The sequence below is a fragment of the Amycolatopsis endophytica genome (assembly GCF_013410405.1).
In the GTDB taxonomy this organism is placed as follows: Bacteria; Actinomycetota; Actinomycetes; order Mycobacteriales; family Pseudonocardiaceae; genus Amycolatopsis_E; species Amycolatopsis_E endophytica.
The window spans coordinates 1963124-1989122 of record NZ_JACCFK010000001.1 but is presented as its reverse complement, the minus strand read 5'-3'; the positions used below and the strand labels follow the sequence as shown (position 1 = coordinate 1989122).

Here is a 25999-nt window from a genome sequence, read left to right as displayed (position 1 = left end):
GGTGATCCGCGGACCGGTTCCGGCCACCGTGGGTAGGCCGGGCTACGAGACGCCGGCCGGTTCGTTCCAGGTCCAGTACCGCGACGTCGACCACTACAGCAAGGCCTACGACGCGCCGATGCCGTACTCGGTGTTCTTCACGACCACCGGTGTGGGATCTACCAGACGCTGCGGACGGGTGACGCGGTCGAGGTCGTGAACTGAGTCCGGTATTTCGGACGAGGCGGGGTAGGGTGCGGTCATGCCCCGTCTCGTACCGGCCGTGCTCCGGGCCGCGGACATCCTGGAGCTGTTCCTCGACGAGCAGGCCCGGCTGTCGGCGACCGAGATCGCCGAGCGCCTCGGCCTGCCCCGCTCCACCACGCACGAGCTGCTGACCACGCTCGTCACCCGCCGGTACCTGGACCGCCAGCCCGGCGACGAGACGGTGTTCCGGCTCGGGCCGAAGGTGCTCGAACTCGGGGCACGGTACCAGCAGCGGCTGGAGTTCGGCGTCGAAGCGGACGCGGTGGCCCGCCAGGTCGCGGCGCGGTGCGGCGAGACCGTGCACGTCGCGGTGCTCGACGGGCTCGAGGTCGTCTACGTGTCCAAAGTAGATTCCACGCACTCGGTGCGGCTCATTTCGGCGGTCGGGCGCCGGTTGCCCGCCAACTGCACCGCGGTGGGCAAGGTCCTGCTCGCGGGGTTGTCGCGGGAGGAGGTCAGCCGTCGGCTCAAGGGGCACAAGCTGGCCGGGCTCACCGAGCACAGCGTCACCACGCGACCCGAACTGCTCGCGCAGCTGGACGCGGTCCGGGTGACCGGAATCGCGCACGAGAACAGTGAGTCCAATCCGGACGCCGGCTGCGTGGCGGCCCCGGTCGCCGACTCACGGGGCGACTGGGTCGCGGCGATGAGCATCTCGATCCCGACCTCGCGCCACGCCGCGGAGTCCTGGCGCACGTGGGAAAAACTGGTCCGGCAGGGCGCGGCCGATCTGTCCCACCGGCTGGGCGGCCGAGCCCCCGCGTTCTAGACCGGCAGCACGCCTTCCACCGGAACCGGCACGGCGAGATCCGCGGCGGGCAGCGTCGAGCCCACGGATTCCGGGGCGTGCCTGCGAAGCAGTTCGAGGCCGATTTCGGCGCGGCGGACCCGTTCCCGCGCCAGCGCCACCGCGGTCGGCGTGAGATGCGTGCCGCTGGGGTAGATGTTCGGCGCGTTGCGCAGGCCGAACTTGAGGTAGACGGGCGCGGCGACCCGCACGATCTCGGCGATCTCGAAGTGCCGGACGAATCCGCCGAGGTCGTCCGGCGCCTCGACGTAGACGTCCAGCGGCAGGTCGACCGCGGCCCGGATCGCGGCGAGCTGGGCGAGGCTCAGGTCCGTCGGCACGTTGTAGGTGGTGGCGCCCGCCTGTTCGGCGAGCCGGATGGACGCCGGGTTGGCCAGTCCCATCTGGACGCTGACCTTGAACCGCAGGTCGCCCGGCAGTTCACCGGCGGCGCGCATGCGGTCGGCGACGGTCAGCACGCCCAGGTCCGTGACCAGCACGCTGCGGATGCCGGCCTCGGCGCTGCGCCGGATGTCTTCGAGCACGTGGACCAGCTGCTCGGCGCCCCGCGCCTGTGCGGCGAACGGACCGCCGCCGGAGGCGACCGACGCGGCACCGGTGTCCCACGCCGCGACCGGCCGCGCGAACAGACTCACTTCGACGCCGCTCGCCCGCGCGAACCCGGCGATCGAGGCCAGTTCCGCCCGCGTGAGCAGCATGCCGCCGCTGCCCTGGGAGACGCGGTGCACGACCACCCCGCGCGCGTCGGCCTCGGCGTGCACGGCCTCCAGCGCCTCCGGTCCTTCCACGCTCGGGATCTCGACCCGGTACTGCGCGCCGTCGGGGAACCGCTTGGTGCTGGCGGGCAGCTCCGCCAGGTCGCCGGGCGGCAGGCCGAGGGTGCGCAGGAAGTCGCGGGTTCTGTCCACGGTTCACCACCGTTGTTCGAAATTTCGGATGCTTGACGTAATCCCGGACGACGGTAGAGACTCGCCGGGCCCCGGTCAACTCTCGGTCAGGACAACGGAGTCACCCGTGCCCCCAGCCACGCTGCCCACGAAAATCCTGCGCAGAATCACCCTCCGGCTGCTGCCCTTCCTCGGGCTGCTGTACGTGATCGCCTACGTCGACCGCTCCAACGTCGGCTTCGCGAAACTGACCCTGCAATCCGAACTCGGCCTCTCGGCGACCGTCTACACGCTCGGCCAGGTCTTCTTCTTCGTCGCCTACGCGCTGCTGGAGGTGCCGAGCAACCTCGCGCTGCACCGCTTCGGCGCGAACCGCTGGCTCGCGCGGATCATGCTCACCTGGGGTCTGGTCACCGTCGCGACCGCGCTGGTGTCCACGACCTGGCAGTTTTACCTGGCCCGCTTCGCGCTCGGCGCGGCCGAGGCCGGGTTCTTCCCCGGCGTCATCTACTACCTGACCCGCTGGTTCCCGGAGAGCCACCGCGGGAAGGCGATCGGACTGTTCATGCTGGCCGGACCGGTGTCGTTCATCATCGGCAACCCGGCCATGGGTGCGCTGAACGATCTGCACGGCGTCCTCGGCCTGGACGGCTGGCAGTGGATCTTCGTCGCGACCGGGGTGCCCGCCGTGCTGCTGACGCCGGTCGTGCTGTGGGTCCTGCCGAAGGCGCCCGAAACCGCCCGGTGGCTCACCGACGACGAGCGCACCTGGCTGACCGGCGAGCTGCGCCGCGAAGCCGAGGCCGCCGGTGTCCAGCCGCACAGCCCGTGGGCCGTGCTCCGGGACCGGCGGGTGCTGGCGATGGCGGTGTTCTTCCTGTGCTTCCCGCTGGCCACCTACGGTCTGGCGTTCTGGCTGCCGACAATCGTCAAGGGCTTCGGCGACCTGTCCGGTTTCGGCGTGGGTGCGGTGTCGGCGATCCCGTACGTGTGCGTCATGGTCGGTCTTCTCGTGGTGCCACGACTGGCCCGGCGGCGCGAAGCACCGTTCGGATGGCTCGCGCTGATGCTGGGCTTCTCGATCGCCGGTTTCGTGGTGGCCGCGACCGCGGGCGCGCCGTGGCTGCAGATGGCCGGGTTGTGCGTGGCGTCGATCGGGGGTTACGCGGCCCAGCCGGTGATGTGGGGCCTGGTGCCGAGGTTCCTCGCCGGGGCGACGGCGGCCGCCGGAATCGCCGCGATCAACGGCATCGGCAACCTCGGTGGCGGCTTCGGGCCGATGGGCATCGCGGCGATCGTGGACGCGACCGGATCGGCGACGACCGGGTTGTACTTCCTGATCGCGGTGTCCGTGCTCGGCCTGTTCGGCACCTACGGTCTGCGCCGCGTGCTGCGCCGCCGCACGGCCGCCGCAAAGTTACCGTCATCACTCACGTAGCCTTGGGTCGTAGCGCCCGACCTGCGATTACTGGAGCGACCCGCCGTGGCCCGTGTGGTGGTTGACGTCATGCCCAAGCCCGAGATCCTCGACCCGCAAGGTCAGGCCGTCGCCGGCGCGCTGCCGCGGCTCGGCTTCACCGGGGTCACCGAGGTGCGCCAGGGCAAGCACTTCGAGCTGGAGGTCGACGATTCGGTCGACGACGAAACGCTCGCCAAGATCGCCGAAGGCTTCCTGGCCAACCCGGTGATCGAAGAATGGACCGTGCGGAGGCTCTCGTGAAGATCGGTGTCATCACCTTCCCCGGCACGCTGGACGACGTCGACGCGGTCCGCGCCGCGCGCTACGCCGACGCGGAGGCGGTGTCGCTGTGGCACGCGGACTCGGACCTGCACGGCGTCGACGCGGTGATCGTGCCCGGCGGGTTCTCCTACGGCGACTACCTCCGTTGCGGCGCGATCGCCCGCTTCGCGCCGGTCATGTCGTCGGTCATCGAGGCGGCCAAGGGCGGCATGCCGGTGCTCGGCATCTGCAACGGGTTCCAGATCCTGTGCGAGGCCGGGCTGCTGCCGGGCGCGCTGGTGCGGAACAAGAAGCTGCACTTCGTGTGCCGCGACCAGTGGCTGCGGGTGGAGAACAACACGACGGCGTGGACGACCCGCTTCGAGCCGGGCGCCGAGGTGCTGATCCCGCTGAAGTCCGGCGAGGGCGGCTACGTCGCGGACCAGTCCACTCTGGACGAGCTGGAGGGCGAGGGCCGCGTGGTGTTCCGCTACGTCGGCGAGAACCCGAACGGTTCGCGTGACGACATCGCGGGCGTCTGCAGCGCCAACGGCCGCGTCGTCGGCCTGATGCCGCACCCCGAGCACGCGATCGACGCGCTGACCGGCCCCAGCGACGACGGCCTCGGCCTGTTCTACAGCGTGATGGACAGCCTGGTCAGCGCCTGACCGGTCGCTCTGCCCCAGCCCCGGCGGGGGGTGAGGGTGGGGCGGCGGGGCCGGACACAGCAGTAGCGGCCAACACCGTGCCCGCAGCGGCCAACACGGCGCCCGCAGCGGCCAACACAGTGCCCGGAACGGCCAACACGGCGCCCGGAACGGCCAACACGGCGCCACGAGCGGCCTCAGCCGACGTGGGCGGCGGCGACGAGGCGGGCGTACGGGCCGTTCGCGGCCAGCAGTTCGGCGTGGGTGCCGAGTTCGGTGATCCGCCCGGACTCCAGCACCGCGACCCGGTCGGCCGCCGCCGCGGTGTGCAGGCGGTGCGCGATCGCGATCACCGTCCGGCCTTCCAGCACGCCACTCAGCGAACGCTCCAGGTGGCGCGCCGACGAGGTGTCCAGCAGTGACGTCGCCTCGTCGAGCACCACGGTGTGCGGGTCGGCCAGCACCACGCGGGCCAGGGCGAGCTGCTGCGCCACCGAAGCCGGTACCGCCAGCGCGCCCGAGCCGAGCTTCGTCGCCAGGCCGTCCGGCAGGGCGTCGAACCACTCGCCGAGACCCACCGCCGCCAGCGCGCCCACCAACTGCGCGTCCGTCCACGAGCCCGCGGGCAACGTCAGGTTCTCCCGCAGCGTCCCGGCGAACACGTGGTGCTCCTGCGTGAGCAACAGCACCTCGCCGCGCAGCACGTCCTCGACCAGCTCGGACACCTCCGCCCCGCCGATCGTCACCGAACCCGAACCGGGCGCGGCCACCCCGGCGAGCAGCCGGCCGAGCGTCGACTTGCCCGCGCCGGAGGGACCGACGATCGCGAGCCGCTGGCCCGGCGGCACGCGCAGGTCGATGCCGTGCAGCACCTCGCGCCCAGCCGAGTAGCCGTAGTGCACGTCCCGCACCACGATCTCCTGACCGCGCGGCACCGCCGACCCGGACCGGTCGTCCGAACCCCGGACTCCCAGCACCCGCCGCAGCGCCGTGCCGGACACCTGCAGGTCCTCGACCCACCACATCGCCTCTTCGAGCGGCCCCGCCAGCGCCTGCACGTAGACCACCATCGTGGTGATCGTGCCCAGCCCGGCCAGCCCCTCGCTGTAGGCCCAGCCACCGAGCAGCAGCATCGCCGCCACCGGCGTGACCTGCGCGATCTGCAGCCACGGGATCCAGCCGACCGTCACGCCACGCAGCCGCTGCTCACCGCGGATGGCCGCGCCCAGCGCACGGTGCCCCAGCGCGATGCGGCGCTCGGTCAGCCCGAGCGCCTCCGCCGTGCGCGCGCCCTCCGTGGTCTCGTGCAGGCTCGACTGCACCTCCGACCACCGGTCGAGCATCTCCTCGACGATCCGCGGCGCGCGCCGGACGTACCAGCGGATCGTGCACACCAGGATCGGCACCGCGACCAGCAGCCCGAGCGACAGCAGCGGCGAGGTGACGAGCATCCCCGCCACCGTCAGCACGATCGTGATCAGCGCGATCGAAATCTCCGGGATCGCGTTGCGGACCGAGAAGTCGATCCGGTTCGCGTCCGTGGTCGCGCGGCTGACCAGATCACCCGTGCCGACCGCCTCGACCGTGGCCAGCGGCAGCCGCAGCGACCGGTCGACGAAGCCCTCGCGCGTCTCGGCGAGCACCCGCTCGCCGAGCTTCCCGGCGCGGAACCGCGCGAGCCGCTTGAGCACCGCCTGCACCACGAGGATCACGACGAACACCAGCGCGAGCAGGTCGATCCGGCGGTCGCCCGCCACCGCGAGGTCGACCAGCCTGCCGAGGATCTGCGGTCCGGCGAGCCCGGCGATCGCGGCCAGGCCGAACAGCCCGACCACGATGCCGAACTCGCGCCGGTTCACGCGCAGCAGGTCACGTGCCCAGCGCCGGGCCTCCGCCCCGGTCGCGAGCGCCAGTTTCACCCGCATGTGATCACCTCGTCCGCCACTGCTTTCCACAGTGGACTTTCCGTGAAGACGACGGTCGTGCGTCCGTGCCGCAGTTCGGCTACCCGCCCGGTGATGCGGGCCTCGGTGTGCGCGTCGACGGCCGATGTCGGTTCGTCCAGCAGCAGGGTGTCGGCGTCCAGCGCCAGGGCGCGGGCCAGGTTCAGCCGCTGCCGCTGGCCACCGGAGACCTCGCGGCCCCGCTCACCGATCAGCTCGTCCAGCCCGCCGGGCAGGCCCTCGACGATGTCCTCGGCGTCGGCCGCCCGCAGCGCCACCTCCGCGCGCTCGGCGGGCACCAGCTGGTCGCGCAGGACACCGGAGAACCAGACGTCCTGGTTGTGGGCGTAGACCACTCGGGAGCGCAGCTCCGCCAGCGCCACGTGGTCGGCGGGCACGCCGGACACCAGGACCCGCCCGTCGTCGGTGAACCGCGCCAGCCGCTCGGCCAGCGCCTCGGCGTCCGCGCCGAAGTCGACCACCGTCAGCTTCCCAGCCACGGCCGTGAAACCCGACCGCGTGTCGTGCAGCTCCAGCGGCCCGTCCGGCAGCGACACCGGCACCTCCGGCTCCGGCAGCAGCGGCCGCAGGTTCAGCAGGCCGCACACCTTCTTCGCCGACACCGTCGCCGAAGCGAACGCGTCGGTGAACTCCGTCGCCGTGCTCACCGGCACGACCAGGAACACCGACGCCGTGTAGAACGCCACCAGCTCGCCGACGCCGATCGTGCCCGCCGCGACGAACCGCGCGCCGAGCCAGGTGATGGCCACCGTGACCAGACCCGGCAGCAGCACCTCGGCACCGGTCAGCCACGATTCGTTGCGCGCGACCTCGACACCGGCACGCCGCACCCGCTGGCTCGCGTCCCGGAACCGGGCCAGGAACTGCTGCTCACCGCCGACACCGCGAAGGATCCGCAGGCCCGACGCGATGTCCGCGGCCAGCGCGTTCACGCTGGACAGCTCCTCGCGCTGGGCCTCCTTGGTGCGCTGCAGCGGCGCGACCAGCCTGCCCATGCTCAGCGTGGCGAGCGGGACACCGACCAGCGCGATCGTGCCCAGCAGCGGCGACATGCCGATCAGCACCAGGCTGACCGTGAGGAACGCCACCAGCGAGCCGAACAACCGCCCGGTCACCTCGAACACATTGCCGATGTGGTTGATGTCCGAGGACGACACGGCCATCACGTCACCGGTCCCGGCCTGCGAACGCAGCGACGCGCCCAGCCGCGCGGTGTGCTCCACGACCAGCTTCTGCGTCATCGCCGCGCCGTGGATCCACATGGTGTGCACGGCGAAGATCAGCGCACCGGCGCACACCGCCTGGGCGACGCCGAGCAGCACGACCAGGCCGATGCCGCCGAGCAACGGCTCACCGGCGCGGATGTCGTCGACGATGGTGCCGATCACGAGCGGCAGCAGCGCGCCGGGCAGCAGCCACAGGGCGCCCAGACCGCAAGCGGACACGGCGAGCCATGGGCGCGCCCGCAGGAGCGCGCCGAGGAACCGCAGTGGCGTGAGCCGGGACGGAAGGCGCATGACCACAGACGTTAAGTGCCCCAGCTCACCTGATGCGACCGATTTTCTGCCGGTCAGAGGGCTGCGGCTACCCTGGAAGCCGTGACCGACACCCTGGCCATCGACAGCACCGCACGGGCCGCGGAGACGCCGGACCTCCAGCAGCCCTACCGCGAGCTCGGGCTCGCCGAAGACGAGTACGCGCGCATCCGCGAGATCCTGGGCAGGCGGCCGACGGACGCCGAACTGGCCATGTACTCGGTGATGTGGAGCGAGCACTGCTCGTACAAATCGTCGAAGAAGCACCTGCGGTACTTCGGCGAAACCACCACCGAGGAGATGCGCTCGAAGATGCTCGCCGGGATCGGCGAGAACGCGGGCGTGGTCGACATCGGCGACGGCTGGGCGGTCACCTTCAAGGCCGAGAGCCACAACCATCCGTCCTATGTGGAGCCCTACCAGGGCGCGGCGACGGGTGTCGGCGGCATCGTGCGCGACATCCTCGCGATGGGTGCGCGCCCGCTGGCGGTCGGTGATTCGCTGCGCGTCGGTCCCGCCGACGCGCCGGACACCCGCCGCGTGCTGCCGGGTGTGGTGGCCGGGGTCGCCGGGTACGGCAACTGCCTCGGGCTGCCCAACATCGGCGGCGAGGTCGTCTTCGACGCCAGCTACGCGGGCAACCCACTGGTCAACGCCCTGTGCGTCGGCGCGATGCGCACGCAGGACCTGCACCTGGCGTTCGCGTCCGGCACCGGCAACAAGATCATCCTGTTCGGCGCGCGCACCGGTCTCGACGGTATCGGCGGGGTGTCGGTGCTGGCCAGCGACACGTTCTCCGGTGAGGAGTCCTCCGGTGGCCGCAAGAAGCTGCCGAGCGTCCAGGTGGGCGACCCGTTCACCGAGAAGGTGCTCATCGAGTGCTGTCTCGAACTGTTCGCGGAGAAGCTGGTCGTCGGCATCCAGGACCTCGGTGGCGCCGGGCTGTCGTGCGCCACGTCGGAGCTGGCCGCGGCCGGTGACGGCGGCATGCACGTCGAGCTCGACCGGGTGCCGCTGCGCGCCGAGGGCATGACCCCGGCGGAGATCCTCTCCAGCGAATCGCAGGAGCGGATGTGCGCGGTCGTCGAACCGTCCAAGGTGGACGAGTTCCTCGCGGTGTGCGCGAAGTGGGACGTCATCGCCACCGTGATCGGCGAGGTCACCGACGGCGACAACCTGGTGGTGACGTGGAACGGCGAGACGGTGGTCGACGTGCCGCCGCGCACCGTCGCGCACCAGGGCCCGGTCTACGACCGCCCGGTCGCCCGCCCGTCCACTCAGGACGCCCTGCAGGCCGACGTGCCGGACGGGTTGCACCGCCCGTCCACTCCGGACGAGCTGCGGGAGACGCTGCTGAAGGTGGTGTCGTCGCCGAACCAGGCGTCGAAGGAGTGGGTCACCGACCAGTACGACCGGTACGTGCGCGGCAACACCGTGATGGCGCAGCCCTCGGACGGCGGCATGATCCGGATCGACGAGGAGACCGGCCGCGGCGTGGCGGTGTCGACGGACTGCAACAGCCGGTTCGTGTACCTCGACCCGTACGCGGGCGCGCAGATCGCGCTGGCCGAGGCGTACCGCAACGTGGCGACCACGGGCTCGACGCCGCTGGCCGTGACGGACTGCCTGAACTTCGGCGCGCCCACCGATCCGGGTGTGATGTGGCAGTTCGAGCAGGCCGTGCACGGGATCGCGGACGGGTGCGCGCAGCTGGGCGTGCCGGTCACCGGCGGCAACGTGAGCTTCTACAACCAGACCGGTGACACGGCCATCCTGCCGACGCCGGTCGTCGGCGTGCTCGGCGTGATCGACGACGTCCGGCGCCGCATCCCGACCGGGATCGGCGCCGAGGCGGGGGAGACGCTGCTGCTGCTCGGCGACACGCACGACGAGTTCGGCGGTTCGGCCTGGGCACACGTGATCCACGGGCACCTGGGCGGTCTGCCGCCGAAGGTCGACCTGGAGCGCGAGCGCCTGCTGGCGGACATCCTGGTGGCGGGTTCGCGGGACGGGATGATCTCGGCCGCGCACGACCTGTCCGACGGCGGCCTGGCGCAGGCGCTGGTCGAGATGGTGCTGATCGGCCAGTGCGGCGCCCGTGCCTTCGTGGACGAGGACGCGGACCCGTTCGTGCAGCTGTTCTCGGAGTCGACCGGCCGGGTCCTGGTGGCGGTGCCCCGCACGGAGGAACTGCGCTTCACCGAGATGTGCACGGCTCGCGGACTGCCGTGGCGCAAGGCGGGCGTGGTGGACCCGGAAGCGGGCGGCCTGGAGATCCAGGGCGTGGCGACCTTCGGGTTCGAGGAACTGCGTGAGGCGTTCGAGGGAACGCTTCCGGCGCTGTTCGACTGAGTGGAGTGCGGGCGCTGCCGCCGGAGTGAGATGGCGCCCGCGAACTCCGCCTTGTCGACGCGGCGCCGGAACTCGGCGGCGCGTCGGCGTGCTTCGGGAGCAGGTCCCGGACGAACTGTAGCTAGACCAGGGTCTTCTGCAGCAGCAGTGTGTCCAGCCAGCGTTCGTGCTTGTACCCGACCCGGCGCAGCACCCCGGCGTCCGCGAAACCGCGGCGCCGGTGCAGTGCCGGGGACGCCACGTTGCGCTCCGGGTCCGCGATCACCGCGATCACCTCGCGGAGACCGGCCTCCCGGCAACTGTCCAGGAGGGCGTCCAGCAACGCGCCGCCGACACCCTGTCCGGTGGCCCACTCCGCCAGGTAGATCGAGTTCTCGACGGTCCGCCGGTACGCGGGGCGGGTCTTCCACGGCGCGCAGTAGGCGTACCCGGCGACGCGACCGTCCACTTCGGCCACCAGGAACGGCAGGCCCGCCCCGGTCACGGCCGTGAAGCGGCTCGTCCACTCGGCCAGGTCCGGCGGGGTCAGTTCGAACGTCGCCGTGCTGGCGCGCACGTAACCCGCGTAGATCTCGGCGATCGACGGCAGGTGGTCCACGCCCGCCGTTTTCACTATAGGAGAAGCGCTCACTACTATAGGATAAATGGACCTCGTCGCGCTGGGCCAGCGAATTCAGTCGGCCCGCATGGAACGCGGACTGACCTTGCACACGCTCGCCGACCGGTCGAGGGTCAGCGTGAGCATGCTGTCCGCGGTGGAGCGGGGCGCGAAGGCACCGACGGTGGTCGTGCTCGACCGCATCGCCGAAGGGCTCGGGCTGCCGCCGGCGGACCTGCTCACCGAGCCGGCGCGGATGGTGGTGCGGCGGGCCGCGGACCAGGACGTCGTGGACGAGCCGGGCGGCTGGCAGCGGACGATCCTCACGCCCGTCGTGCCCGGGGTGAACTTCGAGTGGATCCGCTCCACGCTGCCGCCCGGATGCGAGGCCGGCACGTACCCGCCCTACGCGGCGGGCTCGCACGAGTTCCTGTTCGTGCAGTCGGGCGTCCTCACGCTGACCGTCGACGGGGAGACGGTGAAACTGGAAGAGGGCGACTCCCTCTACCTCGCGGCAGATGTCGCCCTCTCCTACACCAACCGCGCCACCACACCGTGCACTTACTACGTGGCGGCGCTGATCATGCGCCCGAGGCGTCCCGGCCTCGGGCGCCACTCCATCTAGAACACGCCGAAGACGGACATGCAGAAGCTGGTGCCGTCGAAGTTCTCCGCGAAGAAGAGGCCCGTCACCTCTTCGCCCTGCATCGTGCCGGTCAGGTCGCCCTGGACCAGGTAGTCGGTCGAACCGGTGTAGCTCGGCTTGACGTCGGCGCGCTTCTCCGCGGCCTCCCGCGCGTCGTCCTTGTTGTCCGGCGTCGCGTCGGCGCAGACCAGCGCGTTCACGCCCGCGACGTCACCGGCGGCCATCTTCGACAGGAAGTCCTCGATCATGGCCTCGCCGGGGCCGCCGGTGGCACCGGTGCCGCCGGTGCTGCCGCCGGACGAGCTGGACGGCGACGACGACCGGGAGCTGCTGCTCGAGCGCTTCGACGAGCTGGTGCCCGCGCTGCCGCCCTCGGTGCGGGTGTCGATGCTCTTCACGCACCACTTGTCGTTCTGCTTGGACAGCGTCGCGGTGCCATTACCGGACTCACCGCCGGCCGTGGCCGTGAAGGCGACCGTCGCGGAGTCGCCGTTCTCCGTGACCTGGCCCATCGTGATGTTCTCGACGTCGTCGACCGCGTCGAAGGCCCTCTGCACGTTCGACTCGGCGTCCGGGCACTTGAGCGACGTGAGCGCCGCCTTGTCGTGGTTCTTGATCCCGTCGATCACCTGCTGCGCGACCGCCTGCGGACCGGAATCCTCGTCGCTGAGGAAGAAGCCCGGCGCGACGAACCCGGTGATGCCGACCGCGGCCAGGATCACGACGAGACCGGCCGACAGTCCGATCCACAGGCCCTTCTTGCCACCCCCGCCACCCGGCGGGGGCGCGCCGTACCCGAACTGCGCCGTCTGCGGGTAGTTCGGGTCGTAACCCGGGTACTGCTGCTGTCCATACCCGGGCTGCTGTCCGTAGCCCGGCTGCTGGCCGTACCCGGGCTGCCCGTAGGGCTGCTGACCGGGGTACTGCTGACCACCCTGCTGCGGGAAGCCCCCGGACTGGGGATAGCCGCCCGGCTGCTGCTGGCCGTACGGATCGGGTTGCTGGCCGTAGTCCGGCTGGCCCGGCTGGGGTGGGTAGGTCATCGACGTCGCCTTTCCTGGATCGCTACGCCCTGCTCGGACGCTGGGACGCCGAACCTGGTTCCCCCGAGCCCGGACATCGCACTGATCGGCATTGTGCCTGGCGGCACCGACAAGAGCGAAGGAGGCTCCCGCCACACCGTGACGGGAGCCTCCTCTCCGATGCTCAGCCCCTGGCCAGTGCCTGCAGCCGGTCGTAGGCGCCGTTGAAGACGTTCTGGTCGATCGGGGTCGACGAGTACTGCCAGAAGGTGTGGATGCCCCAGTTGTTCGGCAGCGACCCGACGGTCGAGGCGTAGCGCGCGACCCACAGCGGGTTCGTCGCCGCGAACGCCCCGTCCACGCACTGGCTCCACCAGCTCGTGCTCGTGTAGATCACCGGGTACCGCCCGGTGCGGGCGTGGTAGGTGTCGCTGAAATCCTTGATCCAGCCGGTCATCGCGCTCTTGGACAGGCCGTAACAGGTCGCGCCGTACGGGTTGTACTCCATGTCCAGCGCACCCGGCAGGGTCTTGCCGTCGGCCGACCAGCCGCCGCCGTGGTCGACGAAGTAGTTCGCCTGCGCCGCGCCGGAGGCGGTGTCCGGGGTCGCGAAGTGGTAGGAGCCCCGGATCATGCCGATGTTGTACGAGCCGTTGTACTGCTGGGCGAAGTACGGGTTGGTGTAGTAGGTGCCCTCGGTCGCCTTGACGTAGGCGAACCGCTTGCCCTGGCCCCAGTAGCCCGCCCAGTCGACATTGCCCTGGTGGCCGCTGACGTCGATGCCCTGGACCTCGGCGGCCGCGGTGTAGTTCCCGCCGGCGACGGCCTGCGTCTCCGGCGTCGACTGGTCACCCTCGACGCGCGCGATCTGCGACCCCATCGGGTGATCGTAACGAGCGACGTAGTCGTCGACCGGCATTCCGTCGATGGTCGCGGACGCCGCGCCGGCCGGGGCCAGCGCGCCGAACAGGAGCACGGCGACCGACGCGGCTGTGACGGACGTGGCGAACCGCCACCCTCTCTTGCGTGGAGCAGACATTGTCGAGTCCTTTCCATTGCCCTCGCGGAGAACGATCTTGTTGCAGGGAGACCGTCCAGGCGGTGATTCTTGATGACGACATAGCGCTTTGTCACCAAATCCCGTGAACTTCCGATGTCGGGTGGGTGATTTGCGCATGTCGTCGGCGACGACCCGACTTTCGTAGTAACTCGACCGGATTACGACGTCAGTTGTTCGTGGCGAAGCCCTTGACCTGGTCCAACGGGCCGTTGAACAGGTTCTGGTCGCCGGGCAGCGGACCGGAATCGGCGAACTGCCAGATGAAGTGTTTCGACCAGCCCGCGGGCAACGGGCCCACCGTCGGCTGGTACCGGGCTATCCACAGTGGATTGGTCTGCGCGAACCCGGCGTTGTTGCCGGTGCACTTGTTCCACCAGTTCGTCGAGGTGTAGATGACCGGGTAGCGGCCGGTGCGGGCGTGGTAGGTGTCGGAGAAGTCCCGCAGCCACTCGCTCATACGCGTCGCGTCCAGGCCGTAGCACGCCTCGCCGTAGGGGTTGTACTCCGCGTCGAGCGCACCGGGCAGGGTCTTGCCGTCGGCGGACCAGCCGCCCCCGTGCGCGAGGAAGTACTCGGCCTGCGCGCGGCCGCTGGAGATGTCGGGCCGGGCGAAGTGGTAGGCGCCGCGGATCATCCCGATGTGGTAGGAACCGTTGTACTGCTGAGTGAAACGCGAGTTGATGAACCCGGTGCCCTCGGTGGCCTTGACGTAGACGAACCGGCCGCCCGCACCCCACGCGCCCGGCCACTGCACGTCCCCCTGGTGCCCGCTGACGTCGTGCCCCAGCGCACCCGCGTCCGCCGTGTACCGGGGCGGTTCCCCCTTGCCCTCGACCGCGGCGATCTGCGAACCCGCGTACGTGCCTTCCGCCTTCGAATAGTCCGGTGTGGACCCGGCGGCGGGCACCGGCCCGTACAGGGCCGTCGTCCCCAGCGCCGCGGACACGAGCAACGTGCCCAGGCGCAGCTTCGAACTCCACAATGCCACGGCGACTCCCATCCTCCGATGGTCGTCACCATGCCTCGATGGAGCGCACTTTGCGAGTCGGCTTACCTCGAAAGCGTGATGCGACTGGCTTGCTCGCGCGGAATGTTTAGTCTTTTTGCTCCTGCTCGAGCGCCGCCACGAGGTGTTCGGCCGGCACGACCGCCGTCACGACGTCGTGCGGGTTGATCGCCACGGCGTGACCGGCGAGCAACGGCACCATGTCGCGGCCCAGCACCGCCCGCGCGTGCGGCCACTCCGGCGGCACCAGCGCCTTGGACGTGTAGGCCGGGACGAGCACGCGGCCGTCGGTGTTGTGGAACCCGATGACGGTGCGCTGCATGGGGGCCAGCGCGTAGACGAACAAGGTCGCTTCGAGGACCACCGGCGGCAGGTCGGTCGTGGGCCGGTGGCCGGTCCGGACCAGCTGCAGCAGGCGCTCGAGATCGTTGCGCGGCTCCGGGAACCCCAGTGCCTTGGGCGAGGGGCGGTAGCGGTCGTTGGGGTGGAAGTCCTCCACGATGGCACCGTTGCCGTTGACCGGATAGGCCCCGACGACGGCCCACGACGGCACCGGTCCGTGCGGGTCGAACGCCTCGTCGATCACGTAGAGCCAGCTGTTCGGGTTCGCCCTGGCGTTGGCGCGCATCTCCTCGGTGATCTTGGGCTTGCCGGACTTGTGCTCGGGCTGAGGATTGGGTACGAGCCGATCCGCTTCGTCCCGCTGCGCCATGTGCGAACCCCGTTTTTCCGCGTCGCCGTGCTGCTGTGTTCACTTCGCACTCTACTGTCTGACCATGCCCGCACCGCGTCCGGTTGACCCCGTAGAGCTGCGATCCGCGCTGGTGGCCGTTTCGGCCTGGTTGAGCGGAGAAGCCGGCGAGCCCGGCCGTCCCGAACTCGCCGCGGCCGTCAAGCTGAGCCTGCGCACGCTGGCCCGGGACGCCCCCGGCAAGAGCGTCGAAGTGCGTGTTCCGCCGTTCGCGGCGGTGCAGTGCGTCGAGGGGCCCCGGCACACCCGGGGCACCCCGCCGAACGTGATCGAGACCGACCCGCGGACGTGGCTCGAACTGGCCACCGGCCGTCTGGAGTGGACGGTGGCGGTGCGCGAGGGCCGGGTCACCGCGTCCGGGACCCGGGCCGATCTCGCACCCTGGTTGCCGATCGTGCGACTGTGAGGTCCACCTGAGCAACCGGCTCCGCCACCCGCACCGCTACGCAAGCCGTGCTGTCGGACTACGGTTTGCGGCCGACGCCACCGGCGATGCACTGGCGGACGAGGTTCAGCGGCTGGAGGCGGGGGCCGTCCGGCCACCAGTCGTCGCACAGGACCAGGCCCGGTTCGACCATCTCCAGACCGGGGAACAGCGCCTGGATCTGTTCCTTCGTGCGGAACCGGCCGCTGCCCATCGGGCTGTGGACGAACTTGTCCTCCATCTTGCGGGCCAGCTCGCTGTGCTCCGGCGTCTCCGGATCGTAGAAGTGCGCGATGGACGCGTACGAGCCCGGCACGAGCGCGTCGAGGTAGGCGGCCATCTTCTCCGGGCCGTCGTCGCCGAGGTAGTGGTGCCAGGTGCCGACCTGCAGGATCGCGATGGGGCGCTCGAAGTCGAGGAAGTCGCGGATCTCCTGGTGCCCGAGGATCTCGTCGGGCTGGAAGATGTCGCCGGAGACGAAGTGCGTGCGCTCGTTCTCTTCGAGCAGCGCCCTGCCGTGCGCCAGCACCACCGGGTCGTTGTCGACGTAGAGGACCTTCGCCTCCGGGCTGACCCGCTGCACGATCTGGTGGGTGTTCTCCGCCGTCGGCAGGCCGGAGCCGAGGTCGAGGAACTGGTCGATGCCCGCCTGCATGGCCAGGAACCGGCAGGAGCGGATCAGGAAGTCGCGGTTGGCCCAGGCGAGGTCGTTCACCTGCGGCGCGACCGTGCGGACCTGCGCCAGCACCTCACGGTCGATCTCGTAGTTGTCCTTGCCGTTGAGCGCGGCGTCGTAGACTCGCGCGATGCTCGCCCTCGTGGGATCGACACCGACGGGGACTGCACTCGGGTACTGGGCGGTGGCACCGGACATCGCGGGCTCCCGGACGAATCGAAAGCGAAAAAGTGTCGGACCCACGTAGGGTAAGCGCACTACCGCGTCAGGTAAATGCGGACCGCTCTTGACTGCGTCCTACCGCGCTGTATGTTGAATGGCTGGTGATTTCCGCGACGAAGGGTCCCTGATGGCTCCCAGCGACCTTCCCGGCTCCGAACAGGGCACCGGGCCGACGGCACGACGGATGATCCTCGGCACCCAGCTCCGCCGCCTGCGGGAACGCGCCGCCATCACGCGAGCCAAGGCGGCCTGGGAGATCCGCGCGTCCGAATCGAAGATCAGCCGCATGGAACTCGGGCGCGTCGGCTTCAAGGAACGCGACGTCACCGACCTGCTCACGATGTACGGCGTGCACGACGAGACCGAGCGCGAGTGGGCGCTGCGGATGGTCAAGGAGTGCAACCAGCCCGGCTGGTGGCACCCCTACAACGACCTCATGCCCGGCTGGTTCGACAACTACCTCGGGCTGGAGGAGGCGGCGTCCCGGATCCGCACCTACGAGCTGATGTTCGTGCCCGGACTGCTGCAGACCGAGCGCTACGCCCGTTCCGTGATCAGCCACGGCGATCCGGAGAGCAGGGACGAGGACGTGGAGCGCAAGGTGGGCCTGCGGATGCGCCGCCAGAAGCTGCTCCACGGTCCGAAGCCGCCGCGGCTGTGGGCGGTCATCGACGAGGCCGTGCTGGAACGCCCGTTCGGCGGAGCCGCCGTCCTCAAGGAACAGCTCGGCCACCTGCTGGAGCTGATCGAGCTGCCCACCGTGACGATCCAGGTCATCCCGTTCGACATGAGCGGGTTCGCGGCGGAAAGCGCTTTCGCGCTACTCCAGTTCGCCGAGCCGGACCTGCCGAACATCGCCTACGTCGAGCACCTCAACGGCGCGCAGTACCTGGAGAAACTCGAGGACATCGAGGTCTACGGCCGCGCGTTCGACCGTCTCGCCGTCGATGCGGAGACACCCGATCGCACGCGTCAGATGCTTCTCAAGAAGCGCGCGGAGCTCTGACCCGCCGCCGGACGTTCCCCGTCGCCGTGGCGGACCAGGCCAGGACACCGCACCCGAACGCGGATGTCGCGAACACCAGTGATTCGGCGGCGGAGTCCGTTCGCGCTCCGGCGGCGAGCGCGCCGGCCGCCGACAGCGCGAAGGCGGCCACCGGCAGTGCACGGGGGTGCCGCGCCGAGTCCGGTCCGGCGGCAGGCAGCAACCGGGCCGCGAGGAGATGGAAGGCGCACGCCAGCACCGTGGCCCCCAGTACGTCGCTCGGGCGGTGGTGGTAGAGGGCCTGCACCGCGGCGGCGGTGACACCGATCCACACCATCCCGGCGGCCGTGACGAACGGGCGGATGCGCGGCGACGCGACGAAGGCGGCGCCGAGCACGAGCCCGGCGGGCACGGCGACGTGACCGCTGGGGAAGCTCGCCGCGGTGAGTGCGACATGCGCGTTCACCAGATCGGGGCGAGGTAGGAGCAGCTTGCTGAACACCTCCGTGGCACCGACCGTCGCCACGGCGGTGCCGATCGCCGCGCAGCCCTGCCACCAGCACCTGCGCACCAGCGTGACGACCACGAGAGCCACCAGACCCGCGATCAGGGCCGGTGTGGCGGTGGCACCCAGTGGCGGCAGGACCGGTCCGGTGGTGCCGTACGCCCCCGACCATTCGTGGATCCAAGCCGGTCTGCTGCCTTCGCCGCCGAACAGCGAGTTCTCCGCTCGCTGCCCCCACGGCGTGCAGACCGCGACGAGGTAGATCGCCAGGAACCCGATCAGGTACCACGCGGCCGACGTGCGCTGCCACTTCGTGTGGACAGGGGTCCGCCCTGCCGCGGGATCGAGGTCTGCCATCGGTGCTCCACTTCGGTTCGCGACCGGTCCGGAACCGGCACGCGAATCGCTCCTTCGCACGCACTCTGTCAGCCGTTCCCTTGACTCGTTCGTCCACCCCGCCCCGTAGTCGAACCGGGTCAACAAGGACAGTTCTTGTCACCCGATCGAATTACGCGCCCCACCCCATTCCTCACCCTCCGATCTGGGATTACGCTTCCGGATGCACGTGCATTTACGCGTGCAGTCCCAAGTGGTAGCTTCATCGCCACAAGGCCAGTGCACGTGCATTTGCACCAAGCAGATGCACTGACCCGGAAGGTTGGGGAAGTATGGCTGAGCAGTTCGTGAACGGTATGCCCGCGGCCGCCCTCACCGGCGCCACCTGGCGCAAGAGCTCGCGCAGCGGCGCGCAGGGCAACTGCGTCGAGTTCACCCGCCTGCCCACGGACGAGTTCGCCGTCAGAAACTCCCGCGATCCCGAAGGCCCCGCGCTCATCTACACCCGCGCCGAAATGGTCGCGTTCCTCGCGGGTGCGAAGGACGGCGAGTTCGACGATGTCCTCAACTGACACCGCACACCACCTCGACAACCGGTCGATCGACGAGCGGCTGCAGGACCTCATCTCCCGTGGCTACCAGTTCGTCCACCCGCGCGACGCGAAGGGCACCGTGATCGCGGTGGTCGGCGTGCGTGCGCACGACTCGGTCATCGACGTCGTCCGGCTCAACGCGGAGGACGACGTGGTCGCCACCCGCATGCCGGGCACCGAGGCCGACATCCTCGCGCCCGAAACCGTGCTGTGGCGCACCGAAGGTGACGCCGGCGCGGTGCTCGACAAGCTCCTCGCCCTGCCGGACGGCGGGGACCATAAGGCGGGCGGCCCCCAGCCCGGCGGCTGCTGGGTCGCCACCGCCAGCGGCAGGGCGACCTGGCTGGCGGCGAGCTGAGACCACTCCCACGAGGGGGAGTCGGCGCCCTGTGGCCAGTGGCCAGCGCCACTGGCCACAGGGCGTCACTTCGATCGTCCACGACCTACACTTGAGTAGGCCTGCCCTCGTCTCCAGGGAGCACTTTCGTGGTGTCCGACCACATCGACGACCAGCCCGAACGTGAACCGCGAGAAGAGTGCGGTGTCTTCGGGGTCTGGGCCCCCGGTGAAGAAGTCGCCAAGATGGCCTACTACGGCCTGTACGCGCTCCAGCACCGCGGCCAGGAGGCCGCGGGCATCTCCGTCTCCGACGGCAAGCAGATCGTGGTCTTCAAGGACCTCGGCCTGGTCAGCCAGGTGTTCGACGAGCAGGTGCTCTCCTCACTGCAGGGGCACATCGCGGTCGGGCACTGCCGTTACTCCACCACCGGGTCCTCGACCTGGGAGAACGCCCAGCCGATGTTCCGCCACACGGCGACCGGCAGCGGCATCTCGTTCGCGCACAACGGCAATCTCGTCAACACCGCCGAGCTGCGTGACCTCACGCGCGAAGCCGGCCTCAAGCCGCACCGCGACCTGACCGGCTCCTCCAGCGACTCCGACCTGGTCGTCGGGCTGCTGGCGGACGCCGCCGCGGACAAGGGCACCGAGGCGGCCGCGCTGGAGCTGCTGCCCACCCTGCGCGGCGCGTTCTGCCTGGTCTTCGCCGACGAATCGACCCTCTACGCCGCCCGCGACCCGCACGGGGTCCGGCCGCTGGTGCTCGGACGGCTCGAGCGCGGCTGGGTGGTCGCCAGCGAGACCGCGGCACTGGACATCGTCGGCGCCTCGTTCGTCCGGGAGGTCGAGCCGGGCGAGCTGATCGCGATCGACGCCGAGGGCCTGCGGTCCTCGCGCTTCGCCAGCCCGGAACCCAAGGGCTGCATCTTCGAGTACGTCTACCTGGCCCGCCCGGACACCTCGATCGCGGGCCGGAGCGTGCACGCCACCCGCGTCGACATCGGCAAGCGGCTGGCGCAGGAACACCCCGTCGACGCGGATCTGGTCATCCCGGTGCCGGAGTCCGGCACTCCCGCCGCGATCGGGTACGCCCAGTCCTCCGGCATCCCGTACGGCCAGGGCCTGGTCAAGAACGGTTACGTCGGCCGCACCTTCATCCAGCCGTCGCAGACCATCCGCCAGCTGGGCATCCGGCTCAAGCTGAACCCGCTGCGCGACGTGATCCGCGGCAAGCGGCTCGTCGTGGTCGACGATTCGATCGTGCGCGGCAACACGCAGCGCGCGCTGGTGCGGATGCTGCGCGAGGCCGGGGCGCTCGAAGTGCACGTCCGGATCGCGTCGCCGCCGGTGCGCTGGCCGTGCTTCTACGGCATCGACTTCGCCTCGCGCGCCGAACTGGTGGCCAACGGGGCCGACCTGGAGGGCATCCGGCGGCTGATCGGCGCCGACTCACTGGGCTACGTCTCGCTGGACAGCCTGGTCGCGGCGTCCGAGCAGCCCCGGACCCGGCTGTGCGCGGCCTGCTTCGACGGCCAGTACCCGATCCCGCTGCCCGACGACGCGCTGATCGGCAAGCACCTGCTGGAAGGCATCGACTCGGCCGATGCGGGCGCCCGGACGGTCAGCCCCGCCGGGTACGGTGCTGAGGATGCCGTCCGGCGTCCGTGAGTTCCGTCGAGTTCAGGAGTCCGCTTGCCGTGAGCGAGTCCACCAGCGCCACCTATGCCGCCGCCGGCGTCTCGATCGAGGCCGGTGACCAGGCCGTCGAGCTGCTGAAACCGCATGCGGAGCGCGCCAGCAGGCCCGAGGTGCTGGGCGGGGTCGGCGGCTTCGCCGGGTTGTTCTCGCTCAAGCTGGACCGGTGGAAGGAGCCGGTGCTCGCTTCTTCCACCGACGGCGTCGGCACGAAGATCGCGGTCGCGCAGGCGCTCGACAAGCACGACACGGTCGGCATCGACCTGGTCGCGATGGTCGTGGACGACCTGGTGGTCACCGGTGCCGAACCGCTGTTCCTGCAGGACTACATCGCCGTCGGCAGGGTGGTGCCGGAGAAGATCGCCGCCCTGGTCGCCGGCATCGCCGAGGGCTGTGTGCAGGCGGGGTGCGCGCTACTGGGCGGCGAGACCGCCGAGCACCCCGGCCTGATGGGCGAGCACGACTACGACGTGTCCGCCACCGGCGTCGGCGTGGTCGAGGCGTCCGAGGTGCTCGGTCCGGAGCGGGTCCGCCAGGGCGACGTGGTCATCGGCATGGGCGCGTCCGGACTGCACTCCAACGGCTATTCGCTGGCGCGGCACGTGCTGCTGGAGATCGCGCGGATGCCGCTGGAGGGGCACGTCGAGGAGTTCGGCCGCACCCTCGGCGAGGAGATGCTGGAGCCGACGCGGATCTACGCGAAGGACTGCCTGGCGCTGGCCGCCGAAGCCGACGTGCGCACGTTCGCGCACATCACCGGCGGCGGGCTGGAGGCCAACCTCGCGCGGGTCGTCCCCGCCGGATTGCGCGCCGAACTCGAACGCAGCACGTGGACGCCCGCTCCGGTGTTCGCGCTGATCCAGCAGCGCGGCAAGGTCGAGCGCGTCGAGATGGAGAAGACGTTCAACATGGGCGTCGGCATGGTCGCGGTGGTCGGGTCCGAGGACGTCGACCGGGCGCTGGCCGTGCTGACCGCGCGGCACGTGCCTGCCTGGGTGCTCGGTGAGATCCGCACGACCGAGGACGACGGCGCCCCGCGCGCGGTGCTGAGCGGTGACCACCCCCGGTTCTGACCTGCACGTTTCCCGGCGCCTGGTGATTCCGGACGCCGAGCTGCGTGAACGGTTCTCGCGCTCCTCGGGGCCGGGCGGGCAGGGCGTGAACACCACCGACTCGCGGGTCGAGCTGTCGTTCGACGTGGCCCGCTCCCCGTCGGTGCCGGAGGACCTGCGGGCACGCCTGCTGGAGCGGCTCGGTTCGCGGCTGGTCGACGGGGTGCTGACGATCGCGGCGAGCGAGCACCGCGCCCAGCTGGCCAACCGCGAGGCGGCACGGGAACGGCTGGTCGCGGCCCTGCGCTCGGCGGCGGCGCCGCCCCCACCACCCCGGCGCCCCACGAAGCCGTCGCGCGGCGCGAAGGAACGGCGGCTGGCCGAGAAGAAGCGGCGCGGCGACGTGAAGAAGGGTCGCCGGGGCCGCTTCGACGACTAAGGAGTGTTCAAGAAGTCTGGCGGGCCAGGGTGCGCAGCCAGATGTCGATTGTGGCGATGTGCAGGGTGGCTTCGTAGCGCAGGGCGAGTTTGTCGTAGCGGGTGGCGACCGCCCGGTGGTGTTTGAGCAGGTTGATGCCGCACTCGACAGCGTGGCGCTGCTGGTAGAGCGTGGAGTCGAATGCCGGAGGTCGGCCACCGGCCGAACCACGGGCCCTGCGGTGGGGACGGCCTGGCTTCTTCCCCGTCGGCAACAGTGGTTCCAGAATCCGCCACTGCCGGTCGGTCGGGTCTTTACCGGCTCCTGCCTGGGCCGCTTTCCGCGAAGCGACCGGTCAGGACCGTCGGGTGACGGCCGCGGTCACGGTCAGTCCCGCCAGCGCCGCCAGGCACAGCCAGGCGAAGAGGTCCCCGACCGTCGCGTAGATCGTGCGCGTGCCGTGCGACGGCACGTAGGCGACGACTGCCGGGTCCTCGCCGCCGCGGAAGTAGTCGGTGGAGGCCAGCACCCGGCCGAGCGGGTCGACCACCTCGGACATGCCCTCCATGGTGGGGCGGAGCATGGTGAAGCCGTTCTCGATCGCGCGGAACCGGGCACTGTGGGCGTTCAGTTCCTTGATGCCGCGCCAGTCGTTGGAGGGCACCATCATGATGTCCACATTCCGACTGCCGCCCTGGCGCAGCAGGCCGGGAAAGTTCGCGTCGAAGCAGATCACCGCGGACAGCCGGCCGAACGGCGTGTCCACGGTGGGCACCACCCCGTCGCCGGCTTCGTAGGGCTCCAGCACCGGGATCGGGTGCGCCTTGAGATAGGTCCACAGCAGGGTGCCGTCCGGGCCGATCAGCACGGTCTCGTTGCGCACCCACGGCGCCGTTCCGGTGTACACAGTGATGCCGGCCGACAGGTGGATCCGATGCCGTGCGGCGAATTCCCGGAACCGGGCGAGCAGCGCCTGCTCGTCGCGTTCCAGCGTCACCACCGCGGACTCCGGCCACGCGACCAGCCGCGCCCCGGCGTCCGCCTCTCGCGCGGACCGGGCCAGCAGGTCCTCGACGACGGGCTCGAACGCCGCTCGCATCGCCGCCGGATCGGCCCGGTTCATGTCCTCGACGGACTCGAACGGGGCGATCCCGTCCAGGGTCCGTTGCCAGGCGCTCGGTGCGGGCGCGACTCCGGCGACCCGCACGGTCTTGCCGTCCGGGACCGCGGCCACCAGCCGGATCCCTCCTGCCGCCAGCACCACGGCCAGCACACCGGCGTACGTGGTCACCGTGGTTCGCAGCCGCGGCCGCTTCTCCCAGCACGCCACCGCGACCGACCCGAACCAGGCGACGACGAAGCTCACGCCGTACACGCCGGTCACCGAGGCCAGCTGCGCCAGCGGCAGGGCCTCATGCTGCGTGGTGCCCAGCACGCCGTAGATCCCGCCGACCGGGCTCAACGTCGAGACCCCGACTTCCACGGAGACCTTCGCCAGCGGGAACACCAGCGTGCCGAGCAGTGTCCCCAGCCGGGCCGTGAGCAGCCGGTCGGCGAGGAACGGCAGGGTGCCGGCGAGCCCCAGCGCCACGGCGATGGCCAGGAAGACCGGGCTGGTGAGGTCGGCGTGCCACAGCCACACGGCCACGTCGAGCGCCATGACCAGCCACATCCACAGGAAAGCCACCCACCAGCGGGACCGGCGGGTGAAACGGAGCAGCAGCACGTTGGCGAGCCACGCGGCCAGCGCGACGTCCCAGCGGGCGTTGATCGCGAACAGCGACAGCAGGGCGCCGCCGAGCAGGAGGGAAACTCTCACCCCTCGAACGTTAGGAACGATCTTCGCCGGATCCGATGCGGTGAGCCGCCCGCCCCACTGCGGAAAACCACAAACGTGGCCGCATCTCAGACCCGCACCGGACCACCCTCCCTTGTGGGCCGGCGGGGCGCCGGGATGGCGAGCACCTCGTGGTCCCGCTTCCAGCCGCAGGACAACGTGGCGCCCGCGGCGGCTCCGAGCGTGTTCAGCAGGACGTCGTCGGTCGAGGTCACGCGGCCGACGTGCAGCACGAACTGGGTCAGCTCGATCGCGCCCGAGGCGACGAACGCCGCCCACGCCACCCGCGCGACCGAATGCAGGCGCGTCACCCGCAGCGGCACCAGCGCGCCGAGCGGGGCCAGCAGCACCAGGTTGCCCGCGATCTGCCACAGCGCACCGTCGTCGGCGAACTCCGTGACAATGTCCGATCCCGGCACCAGGTGCAGCGAACTGGTGTGCCCGCCCGCGACGGGGATCATGGTCAGCGCCAGCACCAGCGCGGCGAGCAGAACGGCGCCGACATCGATCCCGGCGGTCGAGGCGGCGATCCACGTCGGACGGGTGCGGCGGCGTCTCTGGACGAGCAGACGCCACGTGAACAGGGCGAACGGCAGGACGATGACGGCGACCGGGAGCAGTATCCCGAAGCTCGAGAGCAGAACCTCCACGCGAAATCCCCTTCCCCGACTGCTTTCGATCTTCGCAGCGGAGACCAACGGGGACAGCCCCGCGGAAGTGCTCTTCCCGGTGACATTTTCGACACCGCCGATCACCCGCCCGGGTCTTGCCCGGGTGGCGGTCACCGAGCGAGTGAACGGGTGCTTTCGAGCAGACGCTGGATGTGCAGGCCGCGGGTCACGTCGCACGGGTGGGATGTCGTGCCCGTGTCGGCCAGCGCGGCGAAGTCGTCGAGCATCGCCGTGTAGGACTGGGCCGCCACGCCGTCCCTGCGGCCCAGCGTGCGGTACCCGTGCTCGCCGTACACCGCGCACTCGACCACCGCCGGCCGCAACGGCAGCCGCAGCGACAGGGTCGCCGAGCTGAGCGCGCCGCCCTCGTGCTCGAACACCACATGCCACAGGTCGTCCGGCCCGCGATGTGCCGAGGAGACCCGCTCGATCGTGCCGAGCGCGGCGTCCAGCAGGTCGAACGCGTGCGGCCCGACATCGGCGAGGGTGCCGCCGTCCTCCTGCCGCCACGACGAGGCCGCGTAGGGACCGTCGAGCAGCGCGCCGGACAACCACCGCACCCCGCCCCCACGCCAGCCGCCCGCCGCGGCGAGACCGGCCAGCCAGTCCCTCGTCGAAGTCGCGTAGCGCAGCGTCAGCATCACCAGGCTCGCCACGCCCGCACCGGCCACGGCGTCCGCGAGGCGTTCGGCGCCCGCGACATCCGCCGCGATCGGCTTCTCCAGGATGACGTGCTTGCCCGCCTTCGCCGCCTCGGCGGCCAGCTCCGCCTGGGTCGCGGGCGGCACCGCGAACGCGACCGCGTCGACCTGGCCGAGCAGCTCGTCCAGGCTGGCGCACACCTCGGCGTCGTAGGGCTTCGCCAGTTCACGGGCGGCCTCTTCGCGGCGGGCGAACACCGCACTCAGCCGCGTCGCCGGGTGGTCGGCGAGACCGGGCGCGTGCACGTTGTGCGCCCACGGGCCCGCGCCGACCAGCCCGACGCGCAGGGGTTCGTCCACCGG

The 25999-nt window shown here is 70.6% G+C and carries 27 protein-coding genes and 2 pseudogenes; 14 read left to right on the top strand and 15 right to left on the bottom strand.

Annotated features, from left to right (window positions below):
• Position 1: 1 nt before the first annotated feature.
• Positions 2 to 82: pseudogene (locus HNR02_RS36750) on the top strand (L,D-transpeptidase); the annotation flags it as partial.
• Between the two features lie 23 nt (positions 83 to 105).
• Here HNR02_RS36750 and HNR02_RS36745 read toward each other — a convergent pair.
• Complete coding sequence (locus HNR02_RS36745; protein ID WP_376772936.1) at positions 106 to 243, bottom strand: hypothetical protein; 138 nt, start codon at positions 241 to 243, stop codon at positions 106 to 108.
• On the opposite strand from HNR02_RS36745, the gene HNR02_RS09905 reads away from it, so the two are divergent.
• Positions 242 to 1015 (top strand): IclR family transcriptional regulator, encoded by a 774-nt coding sequence (locus tag HNR02_RS09905; RefSeq protein WP_179772852.1) that lies wholly within the window; start codon positions 242 to 244, stop codon positions 1013 to 1015. The two genes, HNR02_RS36745 and HNR02_RS09905, sit on opposite strands and share 2 nt — an antisense overlap.
• Here the strand turns inward: HNR02_RS09905 and HNR02_RS09900 are convergent.
• A complete protein-coding gene (locus tag HNR02_RS09900; protein WP_179772851.1) occupies positions 1012 to 1962 on the bottom strand; it encodes a U32 family peptidase in 951 nt (316 codons plus the stop codon). The genes HNR02_RS09905 and HNR02_RS09900 overlap by 4 nt on opposite strands.
• 106 nt (positions 1963 to 2068) lie before the next feature.
• Here HNR02_RS09900 and HNR02_RS09895 point away from each other — a divergent pair, with 106 nt between their 5' ends.
• Genes HNR02_RS09895 through purQ form a run of 3 tightly spaced genes read left to right on the top strand, consistent with a single transcriptional unit; the run spans position 2069 to position 4329 of the window.
• Positions 2069 to 3379 carry an MFS transporter gene (locus tag HNR02_RS09895; RefSeq protein WP_312860960.1) on the top strand — a complete coding sequence of 437 codons (1311 nt, stop codon included), beginning with the start codon at positions 2069 to 2071 and terminating at the stop codon, positions 3377 to 3379.
• A gap of 45 nt (positions 3380 to 3424) precedes the next feature.
• Complete coding sequence (gene purS, locus HNR02_RS09890; RefSeq protein ID WP_091517268.1) at positions 3425 to 3661, top strand: phosphoribosylformylglycinamidine synthase subunit PurS; 237 nt, start codon at positions 3425 to 3427, stop codon at positions 3659 to 3661.
• Positions 3658 to 4329 (top strand): phosphoribosylformylglycinamidine synthase subunit PurQ, encoded by a 672-nt coding sequence (gene purQ / locus HNR02_RS09885; protein ID WP_179772850.1) that lies wholly within the window; start codon positions 3658 to 3660, stop codon positions 4327 to 4329. The genes purS and purQ overlap by 4 nt, the downstream gene beginning before the upstream one ends.
• A gap of 176 nt (positions 4330 to 4505) precedes the next feature.
• Here the strand turns inward: purQ and HNR02_RS09880 are convergent, their stop codons facing one another.
• Entirely contained in the window at positions 4506 to 6233 is a 1728-nt protein-coding gene (locus HNR02_RS09880) for an ABC transporter ATP-binding protein (RefSeq protein ID WP_179772849.1), read from the bottom strand.
• On the bottom strand, positions 6224 to 7789 hold the full coding sequence (locus HNR02_RS09875) for an ABC transporter transmembrane domain-containing protein (RefSeq protein WP_179772848.1): 1566 nt from the start codon (positions 7787 to 7789) through the stop codon (positions 6224 to 6226). The genes HNR02_RS09880 and HNR02_RS09875 overlap by 10 nt, the downstream gene beginning before the upstream one ends.
• Before the next feature lie 81 nt (positions 7790 to 7870).
• On the opposite strand from HNR02_RS09875, the gene purL reads away from it, so the two are divergent.
• Positions 7871 to 10159, top strand: coding sequence for a phosphoribosylformylglycinamidine synthase subunit PurL (gene purL, locus HNR02_RS09870; RefSeq protein WP_179772847.1), 2289 nt, complete (start codon positions 7871 to 7873; stop codon positions 10157 to 10159).
• Between the two features lie 121 nt (positions 10160 to 10280).
• Here the strand turns inward: purL and HNR02_RS09865 are convergent, their stop codons facing one another.
• On the bottom strand, positions 10281 to 10757 hold the full coding sequence (locus HNR02_RS09865) for a GNAT family N-acetyltransferase (RefSeq protein ID WP_179775822.1): 477 nt from the start codon (positions 10755 to 10757) through the stop codon (positions 10281 to 10283).
• 46 nt (positions 10758 to 10803) lie between these two features.
• Here HNR02_RS09865 and HNR02_RS09860 point away from each other — a divergent pair, with 46 nt between their 5' ends.
• Positions 10804 to 11382: a helix-turn-helix domain-containing protein gene (locus HNR02_RS09860; protein ID WP_179772846.1), complete on the top strand. Its 579-nt coding sequence runs from the start codon at positions 10804 to 10806 to the stop codon at positions 11380 to 11382.
• Here HNR02_RS09860 and HNR02_RS09855 read toward each other — a convergent pair.
• The 4 genes from HNR02_RS09855 to HNR02_RS09840 all read right to left on the bottom strand — a co-directional run bounded on the left by HNR02_RS09855 (position 11379) and on the right by HNR02_RS09840 (position 15203).
• Entirely contained in the window at positions 11379 to 12446 is a 1068-nt protein-coding gene (locus tag HNR02_RS09855) for a hypothetical protein (RefSeq protein ID WP_179772845.1), read from the bottom strand. The genes HNR02_RS09860 and HNR02_RS09855 overlap by 4 nt on opposite strands.
• A 163-nt stretch (positions 12447 to 12609) precedes the next feature.
• Positions 12610 to 13464, bottom strand: a complete 855-nt coding sequence (locus HNR02_RS09850; protein WP_179772844.1) for a lysozyme — start codon at positions 13462 to 13464, stop codon at positions 12610 to 12612.
• Between the two features lie 187 nt (positions 13465 to 13651).
• A complete protein-coding gene (locus tag HNR02_RS09845) occupies positions 13652 to 14485 on the bottom strand; it encodes a lysozyme (protein WP_179772843.1) in 834 nt (277 codons plus the stop codon).
• A 94-nt stretch (positions 14486 to 14579) separates the two neighbouring features.
• Positions 14580 to 15203 carry a type VII secretion system-associated protein gene (locus HNR02_RS09840; RefSeq protein WP_179772842.1) on the bottom strand — a complete coding sequence of 208 codons (624 nt, stop codon included), beginning with the start codon at positions 15201 to 15203 and terminating at the stop codon, positions 14580 to 14582.
• Positions 15204 to 15267: 64 nt separating this feature from the next.
• Here HNR02_RS09840 and HNR02_RS09835 point away from each other — a divergent pair, with 64 nt between their 5' ends.
• Positions 15268 to 15648, top strand: coding sequence for a sterol carrier family protein (locus HNR02_RS09835; protein ID WP_179772841.1), 381 nt, complete (start codon positions 15268 to 15270; stop codon positions 15646 to 15648).
• Positions 15649 to 15706: 58 nt separating this feature from the next.
• Here the strand turns inward: HNR02_RS09835 and HNR02_RS09830 are convergent, their stop codons facing one another.
• Positions 15707 to 16540: an SAM-dependent methyltransferase gene (locus HNR02_RS09830; protein WP_179772840.1), complete on the bottom strand. Its 834-nt coding sequence runs from the start codon at positions 16538 to 16540 to the stop codon at positions 15707 to 15709.
• Between the two features lie 151 nt (positions 16541 to 16691).
• Between HNR02_RS09830 and HNR02_RS09825 the strand changes: the two genes are divergently transcribed.
• Positions 16692 to 17570, top strand: a complete 879-nt coding sequence (locus tag HNR02_RS09825) for a Sco1979 family transcriptional regulator (protein ID WP_179772839.1) — start codon at positions 16692 to 16694, stop codon at positions 17568 to 17570.
• Here HNR02_RS09825 and HNR02_RS09820 read toward each other — a convergent pair.
• Positions 17548 to 18411: a phosphatase PAP2 family protein gene (locus HNR02_RS09820; RefSeq protein ID WP_179772838.1), complete on the bottom strand. Its 864-nt coding sequence runs from the start codon at positions 18409 to 18411 to the stop codon at positions 17548 to 17550. The two genes, HNR02_RS09825 and HNR02_RS09820, sit on opposite strands and share 23 nt — an antisense overlap.
• Positions 18412 to 18722: 311 nt before the next feature.
• Between HNR02_RS09820 and HNR02_RS09815 the strand changes: the two genes are divergently transcribed.
• From HNR02_RS09815 to arfB, 5 genes are all read left to right on the top strand, one after another.
• Complete coding sequence (locus HNR02_RS09815) at positions 18723 to 18962, top strand: DUF397 domain-containing protein (protein ID WP_179772837.1); 240 nt, start codon at positions 18723 to 18725, stop codon at positions 18960 to 18962.
• Positions 18949 to 19341 carry a hypothetical protein gene (locus HNR02_RS09810; protein ID WP_179772836.1) on the top strand — a complete coding sequence of 131 codons (393 nt, stop codon included), beginning with the start codon at positions 18949 to 18951 and terminating at the stop codon, positions 19339 to 19341. Before HNR02_RS09815 ends, HNR02_RS09810 begins: the two co-directional genes overlap by 14 nt.
• A 128-nt stretch (positions 19342 to 19469) precedes the next feature.
• Positions 19470 to 20990, top strand: coding sequence for an amidophosphoribosyltransferase (gene purF, locus HNR02_RS09805; RefSeq protein ID WP_179772835.1), 1521 nt, complete (start codon positions 19470 to 19472; stop codon positions 20988 to 20990).
• 29 nt (positions 20991 to 21019) lie between these two features.
• Positions 21020 to 22090: a phosphoribosylformylglycinamidine cyclo-ligase gene (gene purM, locus HNR02_RS09800; protein ID WP_179772834.1), complete on the top strand. Its 1071-nt coding sequence runs from the start codon at positions 21020 to 21022 to the stop codon at positions 22088 to 22090.
• A complete protein-coding gene (gene arfB / locus HNR02_RS09795; RefSeq protein ID WP_179772833.1) occupies positions 22071 to 22508 on the top strand; it encodes an alternative ribosome rescue aminoacyl-tRNA hydrolase ArfB in 438 nt (145 codons plus the stop codon). Before purM ends, arfB begins: the two co-directional genes overlap by 20 nt.
• 7 nt (positions 22509 to 22515) lie before the next feature.
• On the opposite strand, the pseudogene HNR02_RS35385 reads toward arfB, so the two are convergent.
• The 4 genes and pseudogenes from HNR02_RS35385 to HNR02_RS09775 form a co-directional block, all read right to left on the bottom strand.
• Positions 22516 to 22728: pseudogene (locus tag HNR02_RS35385) on the bottom strand (IS5 family transposase); the annotation flags it as partial.
• Positions 22729 to 22842: 114 nt separating this feature from the next.
• Positions 22843 to 24306 carry an apolipoprotein N-acyltransferase gene (locus tag HNR02_RS09785; RefSeq protein WP_218902752.1) on the bottom strand — a complete coding sequence of 488 codons (1464 nt, stop codon included), beginning with the start codon at positions 24304 to 24306 and terminating at the stop codon, positions 22843 to 22845.
• 86 nt (positions 24307 to 24392) lie between these two features.
• Entirely contained in the window at positions 24393 to 24974 is a 582-nt protein-coding gene (locus HNR02_RS09780) for a VanZ family protein (protein WP_179772832.1), read from the bottom strand.
• Between the two features lie 131 nt (positions 24975 to 25105).
• The gene (locus HNR02_RS09775; protein ID WP_179772831.1) at positions 25106 to 25996 is read right to left on the bottom strand and encodes a Gfo/Idh/MocA family protein; all 891 of its coding nucleotides are present in this window, start codon (positions 25994 to 25996) and stop codon (positions 25106 to 25108) included.
• Between the last annotated feature and the right edge of the window lie 3 nt (positions 25997 to 25999).